This window comes from Fredinandcohnia onubensis (assembly GCF_002734215.1).
GTDB lineage: Bacteria > Bacillota > Bacilli > Bacillales > Bacillaceae_L > Ferdinandcohnia > Ferdinandcohnia onubensis.
The window spans coordinates 116,410-133,743 of sequence record NZ_NSEB01000006.1; the positions used below are offsets into that span (position 1 = coordinate 116,410).

Annotated in this window: 18 protein-coding genes; 5 read left to right on the forward strand and 13 right to left on the reverse strand. The window is 36.1% G+C overall.

Annotated elements, in window-relative coordinates; all coding sequences use genetic code 11:
* Positions 1-124 precede the first annotated feature (124 nt).
* From CKK03_RS07480 to sigK, 5 genes are all read left to right on the forward strand, one after another.
* Entirely contained in the window at positions 125-1,678 is a 1,554-nt protein-coding gene (locus CKK03_RS07480) for a spore germination protein (RefSeq protein ID WP_099361992.1), read from the forward strand.
* A gap of 3 nt (positions 1,679-1,681) precedes the next feature.
* Positions 1,682-2,791, forward strand: a complete 1,110-nt coding sequence (locus tag CKK03_RS07485; protein ID WP_099361993.1) for a GerAB/ArcD/ProY family transporter — start codon at positions 1,682-1,684, stop codon at positions 2,789-2,791.
* Positions 2,766-4,022, forward strand: a complete 1,257-nt coding sequence (locus CKK03_RS07490; protein WP_099361994.1) for a Ger(x)C family spore germination protein — start codon at positions 2,766-2,768, stop codon at positions 4,020-4,022. Before CKK03_RS07485 ends, CKK03_RS07490 begins: the two co-directional genes overlap by 26 nt.
* A 3-nt stretch (positions 4,023-4,025) precedes the next feature.
* Complete coding sequence (locus CKK03_RS23650; protein WP_180271193.1) at positions 4,026-4,184, forward strand: hypothetical protein; 159 nt, start codon at positions 4,026-4,028, stop codon at positions 4,182-4,184.
* Between the two features lie 182 nt (positions 4,185-4,366).
* Complete coding sequence (sigK, locus tag CKK03_RS07495) at positions 4,367-5,080, forward strand: RNA polymerase sporulation sigma factor SigK (protein WP_099352185.1); 714 nt, start codon at positions 4,367-4,369, stop codon at positions 5,078-5,080.
* 654 nt (positions 5,081-5,734) lie between these two features.
* Here sigK and CKK03_RS07505 read toward each other — a convergent pair.
* The 13 genes from CKK03_RS07505 to CKK03_RS07565 form a co-directional block, all read right to left on the reverse strand.
* Complete coding sequence (locus CKK03_RS07505) at positions 5,735-5,875, reverse strand: YrzI family small protein (RefSeq protein ID WP_099352184.1); 141 nt, start codon at positions 5,873-5,875, stop codon at positions 5,735-5,737.
* 368 nt (positions 5,876-6,243) lie between these two features.
* Entirely contained in the window at positions 6,244-6,474 is a 231-nt protein-coding gene (locus CKK03_RS07510) for a YrhC family protein (RefSeq protein WP_245864058.1), read from the reverse strand.
* A gap of 136 nt (positions 6,475-6,610) precedes the next feature.
* Positions 6,611-7,744, reverse strand: a complete 1,134-nt coding sequence (locus tag CKK03_RS07515; RefSeq protein WP_099361996.1) for a bifunctional cystathionine gamma-lyase/homocysteine desulfhydrase — start codon at positions 7,742-7,744, stop codon at positions 6,611-6,613.
* Positions 7,745-7,746: 2 nt separating this feature from the next.
* Positions 7,747-8,670 carry a PLP-dependent cysteine synthase family protein gene (locus CKK03_RS07520; RefSeq protein ID WP_099361997.1) on the reverse strand — a complete coding sequence of 308 codons (924 nt, stop codon included), beginning with the start codon at positions 8,668-8,670 and terminating at the stop codon, positions 7,747-7,749.
* A 200-nt stretch (positions 8,671-8,870) separates the two neighbouring features.
* Positions 8,871-9,575 carry a 5'-methylthioadenosine/S-adenosylhomocysteine nucleosidase gene (mtnN, locus tag CKK03_RS07525; protein ID WP_099361998.1) on the reverse strand — a complete coding sequence of 235 codons (705 nt, stop codon included), beginning with the start codon at positions 9,573-9,575 and terminating at the stop codon, positions 8,871-8,873.
* A gap of 22 nt (positions 9,576-9,597) precedes the next feature.
* Positions 9,598-10,242, reverse strand: a complete 645-nt coding sequence (locus CKK03_RS07530; RefSeq protein ID WP_099361999.1) for a class I SAM-dependent methyltransferase — start codon at positions 10,240-10,242, stop codon at positions 9,598-9,600.
* 148 nt (positions 10,243-10,390) lie between these two features.
* Entirely contained in the window at positions 10,391-11,140 is a 750-nt protein-coding gene (locus tag CKK03_RS07535) for a YrrS family protein (RefSeq protein WP_245864060.1), read from the reverse strand.
* 89 nt (positions 11,141-11,229) lie between these two features.
* Positions 11,230-13,005, reverse strand: a complete 1,776-nt coding sequence (locus CKK03_RS07540; RefSeq protein ID WP_099362000.1) for a peptidoglycan D,D-transpeptidase FtsI family protein — start codon at positions 13,003-13,005, stop codon at positions 11,230-11,232.
* An 88-nt stretch (positions 13,006-13,093) separates the two neighbouring features.
* Positions 13,094-13,570: a transcription elongation factor GreA gene (gene greA, locus CKK03_RS07545; RefSeq protein WP_099352177.1), complete on the reverse strand. Its 477-nt coding sequence runs from the start codon at positions 13,568-13,570 to the stop codon at positions 13,094-13,096.
* 169 nt (positions 13,571-13,739) lie between these two features.
* The gene (gene udk, locus CKK03_RS07550) at positions 13,740-14,375 is read right to left on the reverse strand and encodes a uridine kinase (protein ID WP_099362001.1); all 636 of its coding nucleotides are present in this window, start codon (positions 14,373-14,375) and stop codon (positions 13,740-13,742) included.
* A 1-nt stretch (position 14,376) separates the two neighbouring features.
* A complete protein-coding gene (locus CKK03_RS07555) occupies positions 14,377-15,651 on the reverse strand; it encodes a peptidase U32 family protein (protein ID WP_099362002.1) in 1,275 nt (424 codons plus the stop codon).
* A 22-nt stretch (positions 15,652-15,673) separates the two neighbouring features.
* Positions 15,674-16,603 carry a peptidase U32 family protein gene (locus CKK03_RS07560; protein WP_099362003.1) on the reverse strand — a complete coding sequence of 310 codons (930 nt, stop codon included), beginning with the start codon at positions 16,601-16,603 and terminating at the stop codon, positions 15,674-15,676.
* Positions 16,600-17,250 (reverse strand): O-methyltransferase, encoded by a 651-nt coding sequence (locus CKK03_RS07565; protein ID WP_099362004.1) that lies wholly within the window; start codon positions 17,248-17,250, stop codon positions 16,600-16,602. Before CKK03_RS07565 ends, CKK03_RS07560 begins: the two co-directional genes overlap by 4 nt.
* Positions 17,251-17,334 lie beyond the last annotated feature (84 nt).

Sequence of the window (17,334 nt, forward strand, 5' to 3'; positions counted from 1 at the left end):
ATAAATGGATTTTTAAAAAATTTCTATCTTTTCGTTAGGATTTTGACTTTCTCACTCTTTTACACTCTTTGAATTAAATTTTACCTTTGGTGGCAAACTTAGGAAAAACCCGGAGTTGTTTGTAATGAAGAAGAATATAATTCAAAGCTATCTAGAAAAGTTTAATAACGCAAAACTAGACCCTGAACAATATCCGGAAGAATCCGCTGCAGAAGATATTCATATTAAAAAGCAGGAAATCAATCGCGAACTTCAGATCAATATTTCAACATTAAAGAAGATATATTCAATACCCGAAAACAATGATGTAAAAATCCATAATTTTACGATCGGTGGATTAAATAAAAAAGCAGCTATATTGTTTATTTCAACCATTACTGATATAGACATGATTAGTGAACATATACTTGAGCCTTTGCTAAAAAATGAAGATTCATCAAAGGAAATTCAAAACCTTCTTGAAGTCCAATCTTTTACAAAGGCACAACAAATACAGGATATTGTTACGGGTGCAAATCAAGGAAATGCAATATTACTAATTGACGGTGAGCAAGTGGCATTTGTCTTCGGAACTTCTAATTTTCAAAGCAGATCCGTTGAAAAAGCCGAAAATGAAGTTGTCATTAAAGGCCCAAAGGAAGCATTTAACGAACACGTAGATACAAATATATCACTAATACGGAAAAAGATTAGAAGTGAAAACTTAATTGTAGAGCAATCTACTATATCTAAACGATCTCATAACGAACTGTATATTCTATATATCAAGGATCTTGCCAACGACAAAATGATCAAAAATATAAAAGAGAGAGTAAATGCATTAGATGTCGATGCCATCCAAAACCTCTCTCTATTAGAACAATATATCGAAGAAAGGCCGAAATCTATTTTCCCTAGTATGTTATATACGGAAAGACCTGATCGTACTTCTTCTTTTTTAGAAGACGGATATATAGTCTTATTAATGAATAACTCTCCAGCGGCATTAATACTACCGGCAACATTTTGGTCTTTTATTCATAACCCTGAAGATCATTATTTACGATTTATTTATGGAAATTTCATCCGGGTATTACGTGTATGTGCATTGTTTATTACTCTTTTCGCATCAGCTATTTATGTATCAGTAACGAATTACCATTCAGAAATGGTCCCCACTGATCTTTTATTAGCTATATCTGCAACTCGTGAAAAAGTTCCTTTCCCTTCACTTGTAGAAATATTAATGATGGAAATAGCTTTCGAACTTATACGAGAAGCAGGACTTCGAGTCCCTAATCCTATCGGACCGACAATTGGGATTGTTGGGGCCCTTATTTTAGGTCAGGCAGCTGTACAGGCAAACATTGTCAGTCCGATTGTAGTTATTGTTGTAGCATTAAGTGGTCTTTGTTCATTTACACTAAGTGATGTAAGCATGAATTTTGCGATAAGAATCATACGTTTCATTATTATTCTTTCTGCTGGCCTATTTGGTATTTTTGGTATGACTGCTTTGTTTACTGTTGGGATGTTTTATATGGTTTCCATAAAATCTTTTGGTGTTCCATTCTTATCCCCAATGTCACCAAAATACCTTTCATCTAAGGATACAATCATCAGACAGATTTTAAAGAGTGAAAGAATTCGTCCTGGTTATCTAAAGCCAAAAGACGTCATAAAAAAAGCTGAGGACTAAAAAATGGAGCAATCGAAAGGAAAAATTGGAATAAGAGAATATGTTGCTATGGTAATCTTGGTTGTTGGTGTGAAGCTTTCTGATGATACCCCTGCCATTTTCGTAGACTACCTTAGTAACGCATTATGGATGGCTCCCATTATAATTGGGTTGCTTTCAATTATCCCAATTTATCTAACTTTAAAAGTTATAACAGCTTACAAAAATAAAAATTTACATGATGTCATCCTACATTTATTTGGAAGATATATAGGAACTTTTCTGTCCTGTATTCTAGTCCTTTCTGGTTTTATTGGTCTCACTTTTGACTCCGCCATTTATGTTGACATTATTGGAACAATGTATTTTACAGAAACGCCAACATTAATTATCTATTCCGTGTTAATGATTGTTTGTTCTTATGGCGCAAAAAAAGGCATTGAACATATTGGAACCGTTTCATGGCTGGTACTTTTCTATATAAAATTTTCATTATTAATTTCCTTAATTTTAGGATTAAAAGAAAGTAGTTCAACCTTTATTTTTCCACTTTTAGGTCCAGGAATTGTAGAAGTAGTAAAAAGGAGTACAACCCATGTATCTATTTTTGTAGAATTCTTTTTTTTGGGATTAATTGCTCCCTACATTGTATCAGCAAAAGCCTATAAAAAAGGAACCTGGATTGCATTTTCTATTGTGATTATTGAGATTACTATTTCATTTATTATCTATTTACTTGTCTTCGATTATGAGGGATTAAAAATGATTGATTATCCTTATCAAGAATTAATACGCTTAATTAGGGTAGGATTTTTAACAAATATTGAAACCTTTTTCTTTCCATTTTGGATAATAGCCTCATTTATTCGTTTTACAGTCTATTTATATTTAATTGCCATATTTATCGGAGGAATATGTAATATTAAAAAATTTGAATATCTAACGCCAATTATTGCGACAATTGTTGTTATTTTCGGGATTGCACCAGAGGCGCCTACGTTCACAGTCTTTAAGATAAGAGAAGTTCTACTTAATATTCTCAGCCCTTTGTTTCTTTTATTTCCTTGTGTCATGTGGTTATTCGCAAAACTTAAAGGAGATTTGAAACATGAAAAAACAAGCCAAAATAATTAGGCACTTCTTTATACTTTTTCCCTTATTGATGTTAGTCGGCTGCTGGGATATGGAGGAGATTGATCAAAGAGCTTATGTACTTGGAATTGGTCTAGACAAATCAGATGTTAAAGGCTTTATAAAAATAACTTATCTAATCTCTAATCCAGAAGCTGGTTCAACACAACAAGGAGGAGGCACAAGTGAGCCAACACATGAAACAATCACATTCAATGCCTCAAGTTTTATTCACTCACAAAATATCGCTAACGCTGTAATAGCTAAGGCTATTACATACGACATTCTAGATTTCTTTATTGTTTCAGAGGAGCTCGCAAAAGATAAGGATTTTGTTCGCTGGATGTATGATGCAACCAAGGACCGTGAAATTAGGCGAGATTCGAAAATCATAGTTACGAAGGAAAATGCAGTGACTTTTATTGATCGAAACAAACCAAAACTTGAAACAAGAAGGCATGAATATTTTGAAACAATGTTCGATCATGCAACTGAAATTGGATATGTTCCAGATTCTAAAATACACAATTTTTTTAGAATCACTGAGGCAGATGCAGACCTATTTATTTCTGCCTATGCTACGACTAAACAAGACGAAGTTACTGCGAGAAAAAACGTTGATGAAAATTTCATCGCTGGAAACTTAAATATAACTGGCGATACCAACCCTGCTCAATTTCTTGGTTCTGCAGTCTTTAAAGAGGGACAAATGATTGGAAAATTATCGGTGCAAGAGACTCGATTAACTCTATTGCTAAACAAAGAGGCAATTAACCCTAGTTTTTTAGTTGCTTTCCCGGATCCCTTTAAAAAAAATTATTATATTACAGCACGCTTTACTCAAGTAACCTCTCCAAAAATAACGGTTGATGTATCAAAGCCAGTACCAATTATCAAGGTCAATCTTCCTATCCAAGCAAAAATTTTAACAGACCATAGTATGGTAAGTTATGCTGATGATGAAAAAAAAAGAGCCGAATTAAAGAATCACATTAAGAAAGGCTTTGAACAAAGAATAAATGACTTAATCAAACGTTCACAGGAGGAATTCAAAGCTGACCTCTTTGGTTTTTCTCTAGTCGCTAGAAAACATTTCTTAACCATCCCACAATGGGAAAACTATGATTGGATGAGATCCTATCCTGAAGCAGATTTTAGCATAAATATGGATATCACTTTTACTGAATTTGGGCGACAGTCGGAATTACCAAGTTATGAAAGGATTAGAGATTAAGGTATGGATGCATTTATTTATTTGATGATGACAATTGCCATTCTTTATACAGTTGGCTTTTCCATCACCCTCTGGAAAGATAAAAACAAACCCGGTTCCATCGTTGTTTTTGGATTCGCTTTAATAATAGCAATTGCACCATTTTATACAATTATAAAGTAAACTTATTCGAAATTTATGGCTGATGGAGTATAAAAGTTCTTCTTTTGTACTATCCTCAGCTTTTTTACATTGGACAGACACATGGAAGCAACTTCCTACATAACATTAAGTAATGGGCAAACGCCTAGTAGTGGTGTAATGGATATGCATACATACACTACGATATATGTGGAGGTGAGCGAATGTCTGGACTTTTAGCAGCATTAGGCTATTTTGTAAAAGAATTATTATTTTTAGTATCCTATGTAAAAAATAATGCTTTTCCTCAACCGTTATCATCTTCTGATGAAAAGAAATACTTACAATTGTTAGCCGAGGGAAATGAACATGCTCGGAATGTGTTAATTGAACATAATTTAAGGTTAGTTGCTCATATAGTAAAAAAATTCGAAAACACAGGCGAGGACACAGAGGATCTCATTTCAATTGGGACGATCGGTTTGATAAAGGCTATCGAAAGCTATTCACAAGGAAAAGGTACTAAACTGGCTACGTATGCTGCTCGTTGTATCGAAAATGAAATTTTAATGCATTTGCGAGCTCTAAAAAAGACAAAAAAGGATGTTTCTCTTCATGATCCAATCGGCCAGGATAAAGAAGGAAATGAAATTAGTCTAATTGATGTGTTGAAATCTGAAACGGAAGATGTGATTGAAACCATCCAATTAAATATGGAGCTCGAGAAGATTAAAGAATACATCGATGTACTCGACGACCGGGAAAAAGAAGTAATTGTGGGCAGGTTCGGACTTGATTTAAAGAAGGAAAAAACACAGCGTGAAATTGCAAAAGAGCTTGGTATCTCAAGAAGTTATGTCTCGCGGATTGAAAAGCGTGCATTAATGAAAATGTTCCATGAATTTTATCGGGCAGAAAAAGAAAAAAGAAGGACATAAAGTAAGGGTGGACTGCTGGTTATGCAGTCCACCCTTTTCTTATCTTACTATCCTATAATTCTACACTTACCTCTGTTCCAATAATAATGGCAATAACAGCTGTAATGACAAGCCCCATAACGATCATAAACATATCCATCATCCTCCATAAAGAGATGTACTTCTTACTTTTACTTTATCACTTACGAACTATGTAAACGTTATCCACTTTTGAACATTGTGTTAAAGAAATTTGACAAAATTAAGGCGAGAAAAAGGAGCGCCTAGCATTGGCGCTCCTTTCAATTTATTGTTTATTTTTCTTTGAAAATAAAATGGTAAAAATCAGTACATGTACCGAAATCATTCGAAACTCCTCCTATGATTTTAGTACGTTAGGTGGAATCCTTCTCCACAGATAACCAAGCTATAATCGGACAATTTCTCATTAACATTTTCATCATTCCCCTTTCCTATTTTTAGTTTTGTTGTATCAAATGCGCCTTGGCGTATTTGTAAGCCCGATTTTTTTCGAGTTTGCTCGAAAAATTTCCATTGAAAAATCGTGGCATCCGCCGGAGGCTTTAACTTTATCAGTCGTAGTATGAACTCCACAAAATTTTTATCATCATATTGTATTTTTCACATCACTATTTAAAATATATACTGATAAAGTTAAAATAAGCGCATCATTGAATATTGGCGTTCCTTCATTTCTTCCATATGTTTATTGACTTTTTCTTCATGTACATATTCTTCAATAGACTTTTGACGTTTTGAAATTGAGATCGTTAAGAAAAATAGATTGATGGTCATTATTTACTCACCTCCTTTGTTCGTTAGCTATACATTTTGATAATTGTGTAGGAAAAATTGACACAAAAAGGCCACAGGCATACGAGTCCTGTGGCGTTAAAGGCATAATAAAGCCACAGGCGTACTATTCCACCTGTGGCATGATTAACGTATCAAATAAAATTAAAAATTAATCACCGGTTTGGTCGAATAGATTGTTTCATATGAAGTTGTCATATTTGTAGCAATAGCATTTAATTTAATCATTTTACTCGACCTCCTTTTGTCATTAATTTTTTCCTACTGTGGTAATTATAACCAATTCAGGTACACATGTAAACACTTTTTTGCAAAAAAATTCCTTCACCAAAAATTTAGGTGAAGGACTATTATTCTTCGAGTTGTTTTTTATATTTAATCACTAAAATAAAAAATGTAAATGACAAGCTTAAGAGAATGAGTGTAGAACCCATCATTGTATATAATTGAAACGGAGAACGTCCCTCCGGAATGATAACACCGATATATAAAAATACACTTAAAACAAGAAGGATGTATCCGAAGTTTGTGTAGTCTGTGACTTTAGTACGCAGGTTTTTCATTTGTTTATTTTGCTCCATCATGTCTTCACCTACCAAATTATTAAACTTCTACCCTATAATATCATAGCTTGATAGGTTGTTAAGAATGTAAATTTTAGCAGTTTAATTCCCTCAAAGAAACCTCTAACCCTTAAATGGGCCAGAGGTTTACTTCTTATTGTAAGCCTTGTTCGAGGTCTTCGATTAAGTCTTCATTATCTTCTAATCCCACAGAGATACGTACTAGCCCATCTCCAATGCCTAATTCTGCACGGCGATCTGCTGGAATGGAGGCGTGGGTCATTTTAGCTGGCACAGAAATTAAGCTTTCGACTGCCCCTAAACTTTCCGCTAAAGTAAAGTATTTAACTTTACTTAAGAGCTTATCTGCATTTTCTTCACTGCCAACATCAAAGGATACCATACCACCAAATCCTTTTGCTTGTTCCTTAGCAATGGCGTGATTTGGATGGGATTCAATCCCAGGATAGTATACCTTTTTAACTGCTGGATGGTTTTGAAGAAACTCGACAATTTTCTTCGTATTTTCCTCATGCTCTTCCATCCGTACACCAAGTGTACGAATCCCACGAATTAATAACCAGGAATCCTGAGGACCAAGTACACCACCAGTTGAGTTTTGAACGAAATGCAATTCTTCACCTAGCTTAGCAGAGTTAACAACCGCAAGACCAGCCACTACATCACTATGACCACCAATATATTTGGTAGCACTGTGTAAAACAATATCAGCACCAAGAGCAATTGGTGTTTGCCAATATGGTGTGCTAAAGGTGTTATCTACGATAGTTAGGAGGTTATGTTTCATTGCAATTTCTGAAGCCCCTTTAATATCGGTAATTTTTAATAAAGGATTTGTCGGAGATTCGATGTAAATTGCTTTTGTATTTTCACGAATTTCACCTTCAATATTGTCTAGATTGCTTGTATCAACAAAGGTTGAATCAATACCTAGGCGATTAAGAACCTTTGTCATTATGCGATATGTTCCACCGTACACATCGTCTGTTAAAATGACATGGTCTCCGCTGTTAAATAGCATCATTACAGCTGTGATTGCAGCCATACCTGAGCCAAATGCAAATCCTCTTTCTCCACCTTCAATATCCTTGATTAATTCTTCTAGTGCATGTCTGGTTGGATTTCCAGTTCTTGAATATTCAAAGCCTTTATGGCCTCCGATTCCTTCTTGTTTATAGGTGCTAACCTGGTAGATAGGCGTATTGACCGCGCCAGTCTGTGGATCCTCGCCAACTCCCCCATGAATAAGCATCGTTTTACGTTTCATTCTTAAATCCCACCTTGATATATTTTTTTACTTAAATAGCGTTCACTACTGTCAGGAAAAATGACTAGAATATGTGATCCGGGTTGTGCTTTTTCTGACTCTAAAAGAGCGGCATGAAGGGCTGCCCCTGAAGAACTGCCGACAAGAAGCCCCTCCGTACGTGCTATTTCTTTCACTCGACGGAACGCGTCCTCATCAGATACAGTATGAATCGAGTCGAAATAGGATGTATCCATATATCCTGGAAGAAATTCCATTCCAATGCCTTCTGTTTTATGTGGACCTGATTCACCGCCATTTAGGATTGATCCTTCTGGTTCAACGATAACGGTCTTTATGGACTTTTTCTTTTCCTTTAAATACTTAGCAGTTCCCATAAAAGTACCACCAGTACCTGCTCCCGCTACGAAAATATCTAATTGTCCTTCAAGCTGTTGCCAAATCTCGGGTCCAATTGTTTTATAGTAGGTTTCAGGGTTCGCTGGGTTTGCAAATTGTTGTGGACAATAGGAATTTGGAATTTCATTAAGAAGCTCTTTTGCCTTTTCAATCGCACCCGTCATACCTGCCTCTGTTGGAGTATTGACGATCGTCGCTCCTAACGCCTTCATCAATTCTTGTTTTTCAACTGAGAACTTTTCAGGAACACAAAGAATCACATTTACATTTCGGTTGATTGCAGCAAGTGCAAGTCCAATCCCAGTATTGCCGGCAGTAGGCTCAATGATCGTTCCTCCTTCAGTTAACTGACCTGTAGCAAAAGCTTCTTGAAGAAGTTCAACTCCTAAACGATCTTTTATGCTTCCGCCTGGATTAAAGAATTCGAGCTTTGCAAAGAGACGAACACCATTAGATAATGGAAACTTCGTAATCTCAACGATCGGGGTATTGCCAATAAGCCCGTGAACATTTTGATACACTTGCATGTTAATTCACCTCTAATCAAATTCGCCTTGGCGAATTTACGCCCAGATTTTTTTCGAGCTTACTCGAAAATTTTCCATTGAAAATCTGTGGCATCCGCCGGAGGCGTAACTTTATTCAGCCTGTTACTAACCCTACTCAATATTGTAAAAATCATTATGGACTTAATACCTTCCAAAGGTCTAAATTATCCTGAATAAAGTTACAAAGACTTGTTAATTTGTGCTACCATTTTTTCAACTACATCTGATGAATGGGCTGCTGCAGTTTGTAGGAACTGTTCAAACGATACATCAGATTCTTTTCCTGCGATATCTGATAAGGCACGGATAACGACAAATGGTACTTTAAATTGATGACAAACTTGCGCTACAGCCGCTGCTTCCATCTCTACAGCATATAAATCACCGAACTTTTGACTTACAAATGATACTCGCTCTGGATCATTCATGAAGGAGTCACCTGTTGCGATCAATCCAGTCACAACCTGTATATCTGTGATTCCTTCAGCACTTTTTTCAGCTAACTCTATTAGCTTTTCATCCGCTTTAAATGCAGCTGGCAATCCAGGAACTTGCCCATATTCATAGTTAAAAGCAGTTACATCCACATCATGATGTCTTACTTCTGAAGAAATGACAATATCGCCTACATTAAGCGTTTTTAAATGACCACCTGCTGAGCCTGTATTTACAACATAATCTGGTTTAAATTGCTGTAATAAAATAGTTGTAGATATCGCTGCATTCACTTTTCCAATTCCTGATTTTAATAAAATAACATCATACCCATTTAGCGTCCCGGTATAAAAAACACTTTCGGCAACTGTGGTTTCCTGTCTATTTTCAATTTTCTCTCTTAAAATTGCTACTTCTTCATCCATTGCTCCAATAATTGCTATCTTCATTAGTACGTATCACCTTTCGTTTTTACTGTTTCGTTGCCTCCATGACCCAAACAAAATGATTAAAACGTGTGAATTCAACAGTAAAGCCATTTTGCTTTGCAATTTCACGTAATACAGGAATGGTTGTGTAATATTCCGTTTCTAGATCTTTTGCAAGGTTATGAAAGCCATTTTGTTTTGCGGAATGAATCGTCATTGTATATTCTTGTTTATTCTCAAACATTGTATCCGCAAACACTATTTTACCACCTTTTTCAAGCAAGTTGCTATATTGTAAAATAGCTTGGTTTTTCTCGGTGTCCGTTAAGTGGTGAAATGCATACGTACTTACAATGGTATCAATCTGGGCTGTTGGCTTATTGAAAACGATAAAGTCTCCATCTTCTATTGTAAAATCAAAGTTATGAAGCTTTTCTAAGGCGATTTCCCGCATCGGCTTTGATGGTTCCACTCCATACACTTTCTTATTATTGTTAAGTAATTTTTGAGTGAGATTTCCTGTACCCACACCAAACTCCAAAACAGTGAGACCAGATTTTTGTACAACATCATTTAAGATGTCATCATATCGTGAAAACACTTCTTTATATTCCACATCATGACCGGTTACAGTTGAATCATAAGAATCCGCCCAACCTTCAAAAACATCTAAAAATTCTCGCCCCATTTTTCTCACTCTCCACATTATATATTATTCCTATAAGTATACTATGAATTAAGCAATGAATTGTTCTAAATTTAACATATTATACTGCTATTATCAATTATTAGATAAGAAAACGCACAAAAAAACGCAGGAATATCCTGCGCTAAAATTAATCTTCATCCTCATCTGGTTCGTTTTCGTCTTCATCAGGTTCTGAAGTTTTATAGTTTTTATATGTTTCGCTGTCATTTTCTTTTAATTCTTCAATTTTTGTTGGTTTCCAGCCTTCGTTAGGAACCCAATTTAAATACACTTTAAGTACTTGTTTTGTTGTTTTCGATGAAACAGTAGCAGTGATCGAATTTCCACCGTTTCTGCCTAGCCACCACACAACCATATCTGAGCGGTCAAAACCGGTGGCATAACTTGTAGCCATTTCCATTTCATTGCGGTCAACTGAATCGGTTTCGAAATTCGTTGTATGTGGTTCTGCTTGCTCAGTACCGACTGGCTTCCATGCCTGATTGACGATTGTTTTCACAATATTTGATTCAGGATCACCTTCTGTAATCACTTCAGTTTCATCCGTTTCTATTGCTTTTTCCTCTTCAGGCGTTTCTTTTTTTGTATCTTCCTTCGTTTGTTCATTCGTTTCGCCAGAAGTTTCTTCTGCTTCATTCTCTTTGTTATCTGAAGGGTCCGAAGCAGCTTTTCCATTATCATTTGCCGGTTGATTTGTCTGTTTGGAAGCTACAGAATCATCTACATTTTTGTCACCGAAAATTAACTTTCCACCAAAAAAGACAATCATAACAACCACAAGGACGATTAAAATATTTAAAATTCGATTTACCTTTTTTCTTTTCGCTCTTCTTCCAGATCGAGGCCCTTCATTCATTTTGTCTAACTCATACCCCATATTATAGTACCTCCTAAAAACGACTATTAATCAGTAAACTATCTTCTTATTCTAGCATGTGATAAAGAAAGGTTGAAGACATTTATTTATCAGTCGCTTTGTTTGGTACCTTTTTCCTGTTCCATTTGATATATACCTTGTACGATTTCATAAAAAACAGTATTCGCTACAGACTTTGCTCCTGGCTGTTCTAAATCGACGACGACAAGCGCGTACTTTGGTTTTTCAAATGGAAAATAACCCGCAAACCATTTGTTTACAAGGACTGCATCTCCTTGTTTTTTTCCTGTCTCAGCAGTACCTGATTTTCCGGCCACTGTATATGGAAGTTGTGCGAACCTTTGTCCCGTTCCAGATGTAACAACACCCCTTAATAATTCCTGAAGCCTACTTGCCGTGTATGGAGCTATCTTCGGTCCGTCCATATCCTGTTTGGAGAATGAGAATAGGGTTGTCCCGTTTTTATATAATACATCACTAACAGTACGAACCTCCTTTTTGGAACCGCCACGAGCAATAGTTGCCATCATATTTGCAATCCCCAATGGAGTTACCCTAACATCTTTTTGTCCAATGGCTGTTTGTGCAACTGCTTTGGCTACTTTTTTATCACGTTCATCTGTCCAAATTCGGCCATTGTATTCATTTGGCAGCTGCTTAAAATCTTGAAAACGAAATACATCCCCATTCCATCCAACTGGGCCAAGTAAACCAAGCATTTCAGAATATTGTTCAATCACGTTTTGGTCTTTTTGTATTAATTCTTGGGCCAGCTTAGCAAAGGTAAAATTACAGCTTTTTGCAAAGCTATCATGAAAATTCAGCATACCATGTGGATATTCGGCTTGCCCCCCCCCATACAAATCTTGGTCACAATTGAACATACGATCGTTTGAGATTTGTTGATTTTCGATTGTAGCTGCGGCAATAACCGTCTTAAACACAGAACCAGGGAATTGTGGCATAATCATTTGATTTTCAGCAGAGCCATCCCTGAAAGGGTTTGATGAATTTATATCTGGTTTACTCACCATAGCAAGTAAATCATTAGACTCAACATCAAGAAGAACAATTCCACCTTTTTTCAAATCATGCTTATCAAGTATCTTTTCTGTCAACATCTGGAGGTCTCGATCAAGTGTTGTTTGAATAGCAACTGGATAATATGGATTTGCAGGTGCAGTGTACTTTACATCAATGCCGAATAATGGTCCTCCATCACCTGCTACGTGATATAAAAGCTTCGCCTCTCCTTCTGGTAATAGGAATTCATCAAACGTAGATTGTAAACCAGTGATACCTAACTTTGTATTTTTCGGTAAATAGTTTTTCTCTGGATAACGATTTTCGAACAACTCTCTGTTTTCCCGGATTAAGCCGATTAAGTGCTCGGCGATTTCACTATCGAGTTCATATTGACGATGGACCGCAAATACACCAGGAATTTGGAGATGATTGATTTTATTCATTTGCGTTTCCGTTAATTCTATGGGTCTATCTCCACCTACAATAACAGGCTTTTTCGCTTCCAGAATTTCATCTTTTAGTTTTGAAGCGGGAATATTTACGATATCCGCTACTTCTTCAACTGGCCATTCAACGTTTTTTAAAAAAGGAAACAACACCAGTGTTGGATAATATTCATGAGTTAGCGCCTTTTTATTACGGTCAATAAATCTACCACGACCCTGGTCAATAACAAGTTCTTGGGTTCGTTGCGATACACTCGCTTCAATTAAATTCACATCTCTATCCGTAAATGATTCTGTACTTACTAGCTGTAATTGTATAAGCCTACCGAGTAATCCAGCTAAGCCTAACAGAATTAGTACCAGAATTAGTAATGCTCGTCTTTTAATAACCATAGAAAAACACCTCGTCTACAGTTTCGACGAGGTGTCACACTATTTATACATATTAAAATGTTATAAAAAGGCCTAGTGCATTGTCGTATTAGTCAATCTTAGTGATTTCTACAAGCATTTCTCCACCTGGAGTTTGAACAGTTACCTTATCACCAACATGTTTGCCTAAAAGGCTTTTTGCAATTGGAGAGTCGTTAGAGATTTTTCCTTCAAATGGGTCTGCTTCTGCACTTCCTACAATTGTATATGTTTCTTCTTCACCATCTGGAAGTTCAATAAACGTAACTGATTTTCCTAGTGAAACTCGACCAGCACTGTCAGCGTCTTCTTCAATAATCTTTGCATTACGAATCATATTTTCAATTGTTGTAATACGTCCTTCAACAAATGCTTGTTCATCTTTCGCAGAGTCATACTCTGAGTTTTCTGAAAGATCCCCAAAGCTTCTTGCAATTTTAATGCGCTCAACTACTTCTTTGCGCTTAACTGTCTTTAAATGCTCTAACTCCTGCTCTAATTTTTGCTTTCCTTCTAATGTCATAGGAAATACTTTCTCTACCATAATCCCTTCACTCCTTGTAGTCGTTACAATCCCCCTGTGATTGCTTTTAAGATAAAATATGTAGTACGAATTTTTTTCTTTACTGTATGTAGGGAAAGGAATGGTAGAAAATTACCACCATTCCTTTCCTTATTGATTGTACTATCATAACACCTTTTTCTCTGTTATGTTATTACAAAATGACACTTTGTTCAAGAATTGTTTGAATTTTTGTTACCATTAAGTCTATTGCAACGTGATTTTGTCCACCTTCGGGGATAATAATGTCTGCATATCGCTTCGTTGGTTCAACGAATTGATTATGCATCGGACGAACCACTGTTTCATACTGTTCGATAACAGATTCTAACGTACGGCCACGATCTTTTATGTCACGTAGCATTCTTCGGATGATACGGATATCGGCGTCCGTGTCAACATATAGTTTAATATCCATCAAATCGCGTAATCTTTCATCCTCAAGAACAAGAATTCCTTCTAAAATAATGACATCTTTAGGTTCAACATTGATCACTTCAGAAGACCTTGTATGAAATTTATAGTCATAAACTGGTTTTCTTATACCTTTATATTCAAGAAGATTTTTAATATGTTCAATGAGTAAATCATTATCAAAAGCCAGTGGATGATCATAATTTGTATTTAATCTATCTTCAAAAGGTATATCACTTTGATCTTTATAATAGGAATCCTGCTCAATCATCATGATTGAATGGCCTCTAAAATGCTCATAAATGGCTTTTGAAACACTTGTTTTACCAGATCCTGAGCCCCCAGCAATGCCAATGACAATTGGCTTTCTGCTCATCTTACTTCCCCTTTCGCATCATGTTGTTTGGATAAACAGGCTTGTCCACTTTAAACGAAACAATTTGCAATGGATGTTTCGCAGCTTCTATTCCGTTTCCGTCCTCATCCCAAATCGTCTCAACTGTTTGTGTGAAGTTGTCAATTTCAGGGCCGAAAAATTCAACCTGGTCTCCCTTTTTAAAGTAATTGCGTTGTTGTAACGTTACAATTCCTGATTCCTTTTCATAGTCTAACACGAGACCTGCAAAATCATAAGTTGTTTTTTTACTATGTGTACCATACATTTGCTCTGAAACTCCAGGAACCCCTTCAAAGAAGGCAGGAGCAGTCTCACGATTTGCACACTTATCGAGCTCTTTAAGCCACTCTTCATCTATGACGAAATTATCTGGATCTGCACTATACGCATCGATCACTTTACGGTAAACACTTACTACTGTTGCAATATAGTGAATTGACTTCATTCGTCCTTCAATTTTCAAGCTATCAATTCCTAATTCAATCATGCGTGGAATCGATTCGATAAGCTTTAGGTCTTTTGGACTCATTGCAAATGGAGCATCATTGTCACCAAATAGGGCTACTTCATTTTCATTTTCGTCCAATTTGAATAATTCGTAATCCCATCGACATGATTGGCAACAACCACCACGATTCGAATCACGAGCTGTCATATGATTACTTAATGTACAACGTCCAGAATAAGCAATACACATCGCACCATGAACAAAAGTTTCGATTTCAATATCGACCTTTTCCTTCATTTCTTCAATTTCTTCTGCACTTGTTTCACGCGCTAAAACAACACGTTCTAAACCTTCTTCTTTCCAGAATTGAACAGCCTTCCAGTTAGAAAGTGATTGCTGCGTACTTAAGTGTACTTCCATTTTTGGAGCCACTCGCTTGCATGTTTCAATAATAAGGGGATCTGCAACGATAATTCCAGATACTCCAGCATTTTCTAATCCGGCCAAGTATTCATCTAATCCATCTATATTTTCATTATGAGCAAATATATTTGTCGTAACATAGATTTTCGCACCATATTTTTTCGCAAATTCCACACCTTCAGCGATTTCTTCTAATGTGAAATTATCAGCATTTGAACGCAATCCATATTCTTGACCACCTATAAAAACAGCATCTGCGCCATAATGAACAGCAATTTTTAGTTTTTCAAGGTTACCTGCTGGAGCAAGCAACTCAGGCTTTTTAACAATTACACGTTTGCCGTCTACTATCTTTGAAATAGGCTCTTTCACAACTGCTGTCATACAATTTCCTCCTTTTCTCTTGCTAGTAAACCGTTTCTTTAAAATAAAAACCTGTATCTAGTGGGCGATTTATTGGTTGAAGTTCTTCAAGTTGTGATAATAGGTCATCCTTGATATCTTCATACTCATCACGATTTTCGACACATAAGTCGATTGCTTTTCGATAGATTTTTGTAACCTCAATCAGATACTCTGTTGATTTTAAAATCCCCTCGATTTTAAAGCTATCTACACCAGCATCAATCATTTCTTCCAATTCATCGACAATACACACATCATTTGGGCTCATGATATGAGTGCCATTTTCGTCTTCAAAAATAGGATATTTATTGCCACGCTCTTCATCGAATAGAAACATATCTTTTTCTTTTTTACGATTTTCAACTTCCATAACATTACCTTGATATTCGAAATAGTTTCCGACTAATGAACGCTTCGATTGGAACATGCACATCATTCCATGTACTTGAACTTCAATTTCAACTTCTGCATTTTCCTTTATTTCAACAATTGCATCCATGTTTAACTCACGAGCAAGAACCCCACGCTTTGCGCCTTTTCTGCCCCAGTAATTACATGTATACCAATTTGTCGCTGTTGTTTCAGTATTCCAGTGAAGTTTCATTTCTGGTGCTACCTCTTTTACAGTCATCAGTACAGCAGGGTCACCAAAAACAATCGCATCCACATTGCTATCACGTAGAAACGCGACATAGTCTCCTAACTCAGGGACCTTTTCATTATGGAAAAGGGCATTCATTGCAACGTATATTTTCGCGTCATGTGCATGAGCAACCTCAACCGCTTTTACAATTTCCTCACGGTTAAATTCACCAGCAAGACGCAAACCGTATCGTTGTTCACCTATAATAAAAGCTGTAGCACCAGCATTAATCAATGGTTCAATATCTTCTACACATGTAGGAGTCACCAGTAACTCTGGTTTCTTCATTCCGTTACACCTCTTCTTTTACTTAATGCAACCCCATCCCCAACAGGTAAGATAGTAGTCAGATAATCTGGGTGTGCGAGGAGCCATTCATTGTACGATTTAATTTTTGTTACGAGATTTCTTATTCTTTTACTCTCAATTTGTTCCTCTGCAACAAGCCCTTTAAATAGTACATTATCCGTAACAATTAAACCATCCTTTGAAAGGCATTTTTCATAGATGTCAAAAAAATGTCGATATTGCCCTTTAGCAGCATCGATAAAAATGCAATCAAATTCCCCATGTTTCTTTACTTCCTCAGCTGCTTCAAGAGCATCACCGAATATCACTTCAATTTGTAAACCTGTCCCTGTTCGTTCAATATTTTCAAGGGCTTTTTCGTATCTTTCTTGATCTCTTTCAATTGTGACAATTTTCGTATTTGGAAGTGCCTGAGCCATCCGAATAGCAGAATAGCCAATTGCCGTTCCAATTTCTAAAATTTGCTTTGGCTCAGAAATACGCAATATTTGAAGCATTGTTTCAATGCCTACTAGTTCCATAATTGGTACATTGTTTTCTTTTGCATAATGTTCAATTTCTTCAATGATTTCGTCTCTTTTTGGAAATAGACCTTCTAGATAATTGGTTATTTTGCTTGATAACAAGAAAAAAACCTCCATTTCAGTATGGTGGTATTGGTTAAAAGTGCAGTAATTTTGCTTTTTTATTTTTGTATGATAATAATTTCA

Excerpts from the sequence above, each read along its gene's own strand:
- CKK03_RS07480 (WP_099361992.1), top strand. The coding sequence starts at position 125 with ATGAAGAAGAATATAATTCAAAGCTATCTAGAAAAGTTTAATAACGCA.
- CKK03_RS07485 (WP_099361993.1), top strand. The coding sequence starts at position 1,682 with ATGGAGCAATCGAAAGGAAAAATTGGAATAAGAGAATATGTTGCTATG.
- CKK03_RS07490 (WP_099361994.1), top strand. The coding sequence starts at position 2,766 with ATGAAAAAACAAGCCAAAATAATTAGGCACTTCTTTATACTTTTTCCC.
- CKK03_RS23650 (WP_180271193.1), top strand. The coding sequence starts at position 4,026 with ATGGATGCATTTATTTATTTGATGATGACAATTGCCATTCTTTATACA.
- sigK (WP_099352185.1), top strand. The coding sequence starts at position 4,367 with ATGTCTGGACTTTTAGCAGCATTAGGCTATTTTGTAAAAGAATTATTA.
- CKK03_RS07505 (WP_099352184.1), bottom strand. The coding sequence starts at position 5,875 with ATGACCATCAATCTATTTTTCTTAACGATCTCAATTTCAAAACGTCAA.
- CKK03_RS07510 (WP_245864058.1), bottom strand. The coding sequence starts at position 6,474 with ATGGAGCAAAATAAACAAATGAAAAACCTGCGTACTAAAGTCACAGAC.
- CKK03_RS07515 (WP_099361996.1), bottom strand. The coding sequence starts at position 7,744 with ATGAAACGTAAAACGATGCTTATTCATGGGGGAGTTGGCGAGGATCCA.
- CKK03_RS07520 (WP_099361997.1), bottom strand. The coding sequence starts at position 8,670 with ATGCAAGTGTATCAAAATGTTCACGGGCTTATTGGCAATACCCCGATC.
- mtnN (WP_099361998.1), bottom strand. The coding sequence starts at position 9,575 with ATGAAGATAGCAATTATTGGAGCAATGGATGAAGAAGTAGCAATTTTA.
- CKK03_RS07530 (WP_099361999.1), bottom strand. The coding sequence starts at position 10,242 with ATGGGGCGAGAATTTTTAGATGTTTTTGAAGGTTGGGCGGATTCTTAT.
- CKK03_RS07535 (WP_245864060.1), bottom strand. The coding sequence starts at position 11,140 with ATGGGGTATGAGTTAGACAAAATGAATGAAGGGCCTCGATCTGGAAGA.
- CKK03_RS07540 (WP_099362000.1), bottom strand. The coding sequence starts at position 13,005 with ATGGTTATTAAAAGACGAGCATTACTAATTCTGGTACTAATTCTGTTA.
- udk (WP_099362001.1), bottom strand. The coding sequence starts at position 14,375 with ATGAGCAGAAAGCCAATTGTCATTGGCATTGCTGGGGGCTCAGGATCT.
- CKK03_RS07555 (WP_099362002.1), bottom strand. The coding sequence starts at position 15,651 with ATGACAGCAGTTGTGAAAGAGCCTATTTCAAAGATAGTAGACGGCAAA.
- CKK03_RS07560 (WP_099362003.1), bottom strand. The coding sequence starts at position 16,603 with ATGAAGAAACCAGAGTTACTGGTGACTCCTACATGTGTAGAAGATATT.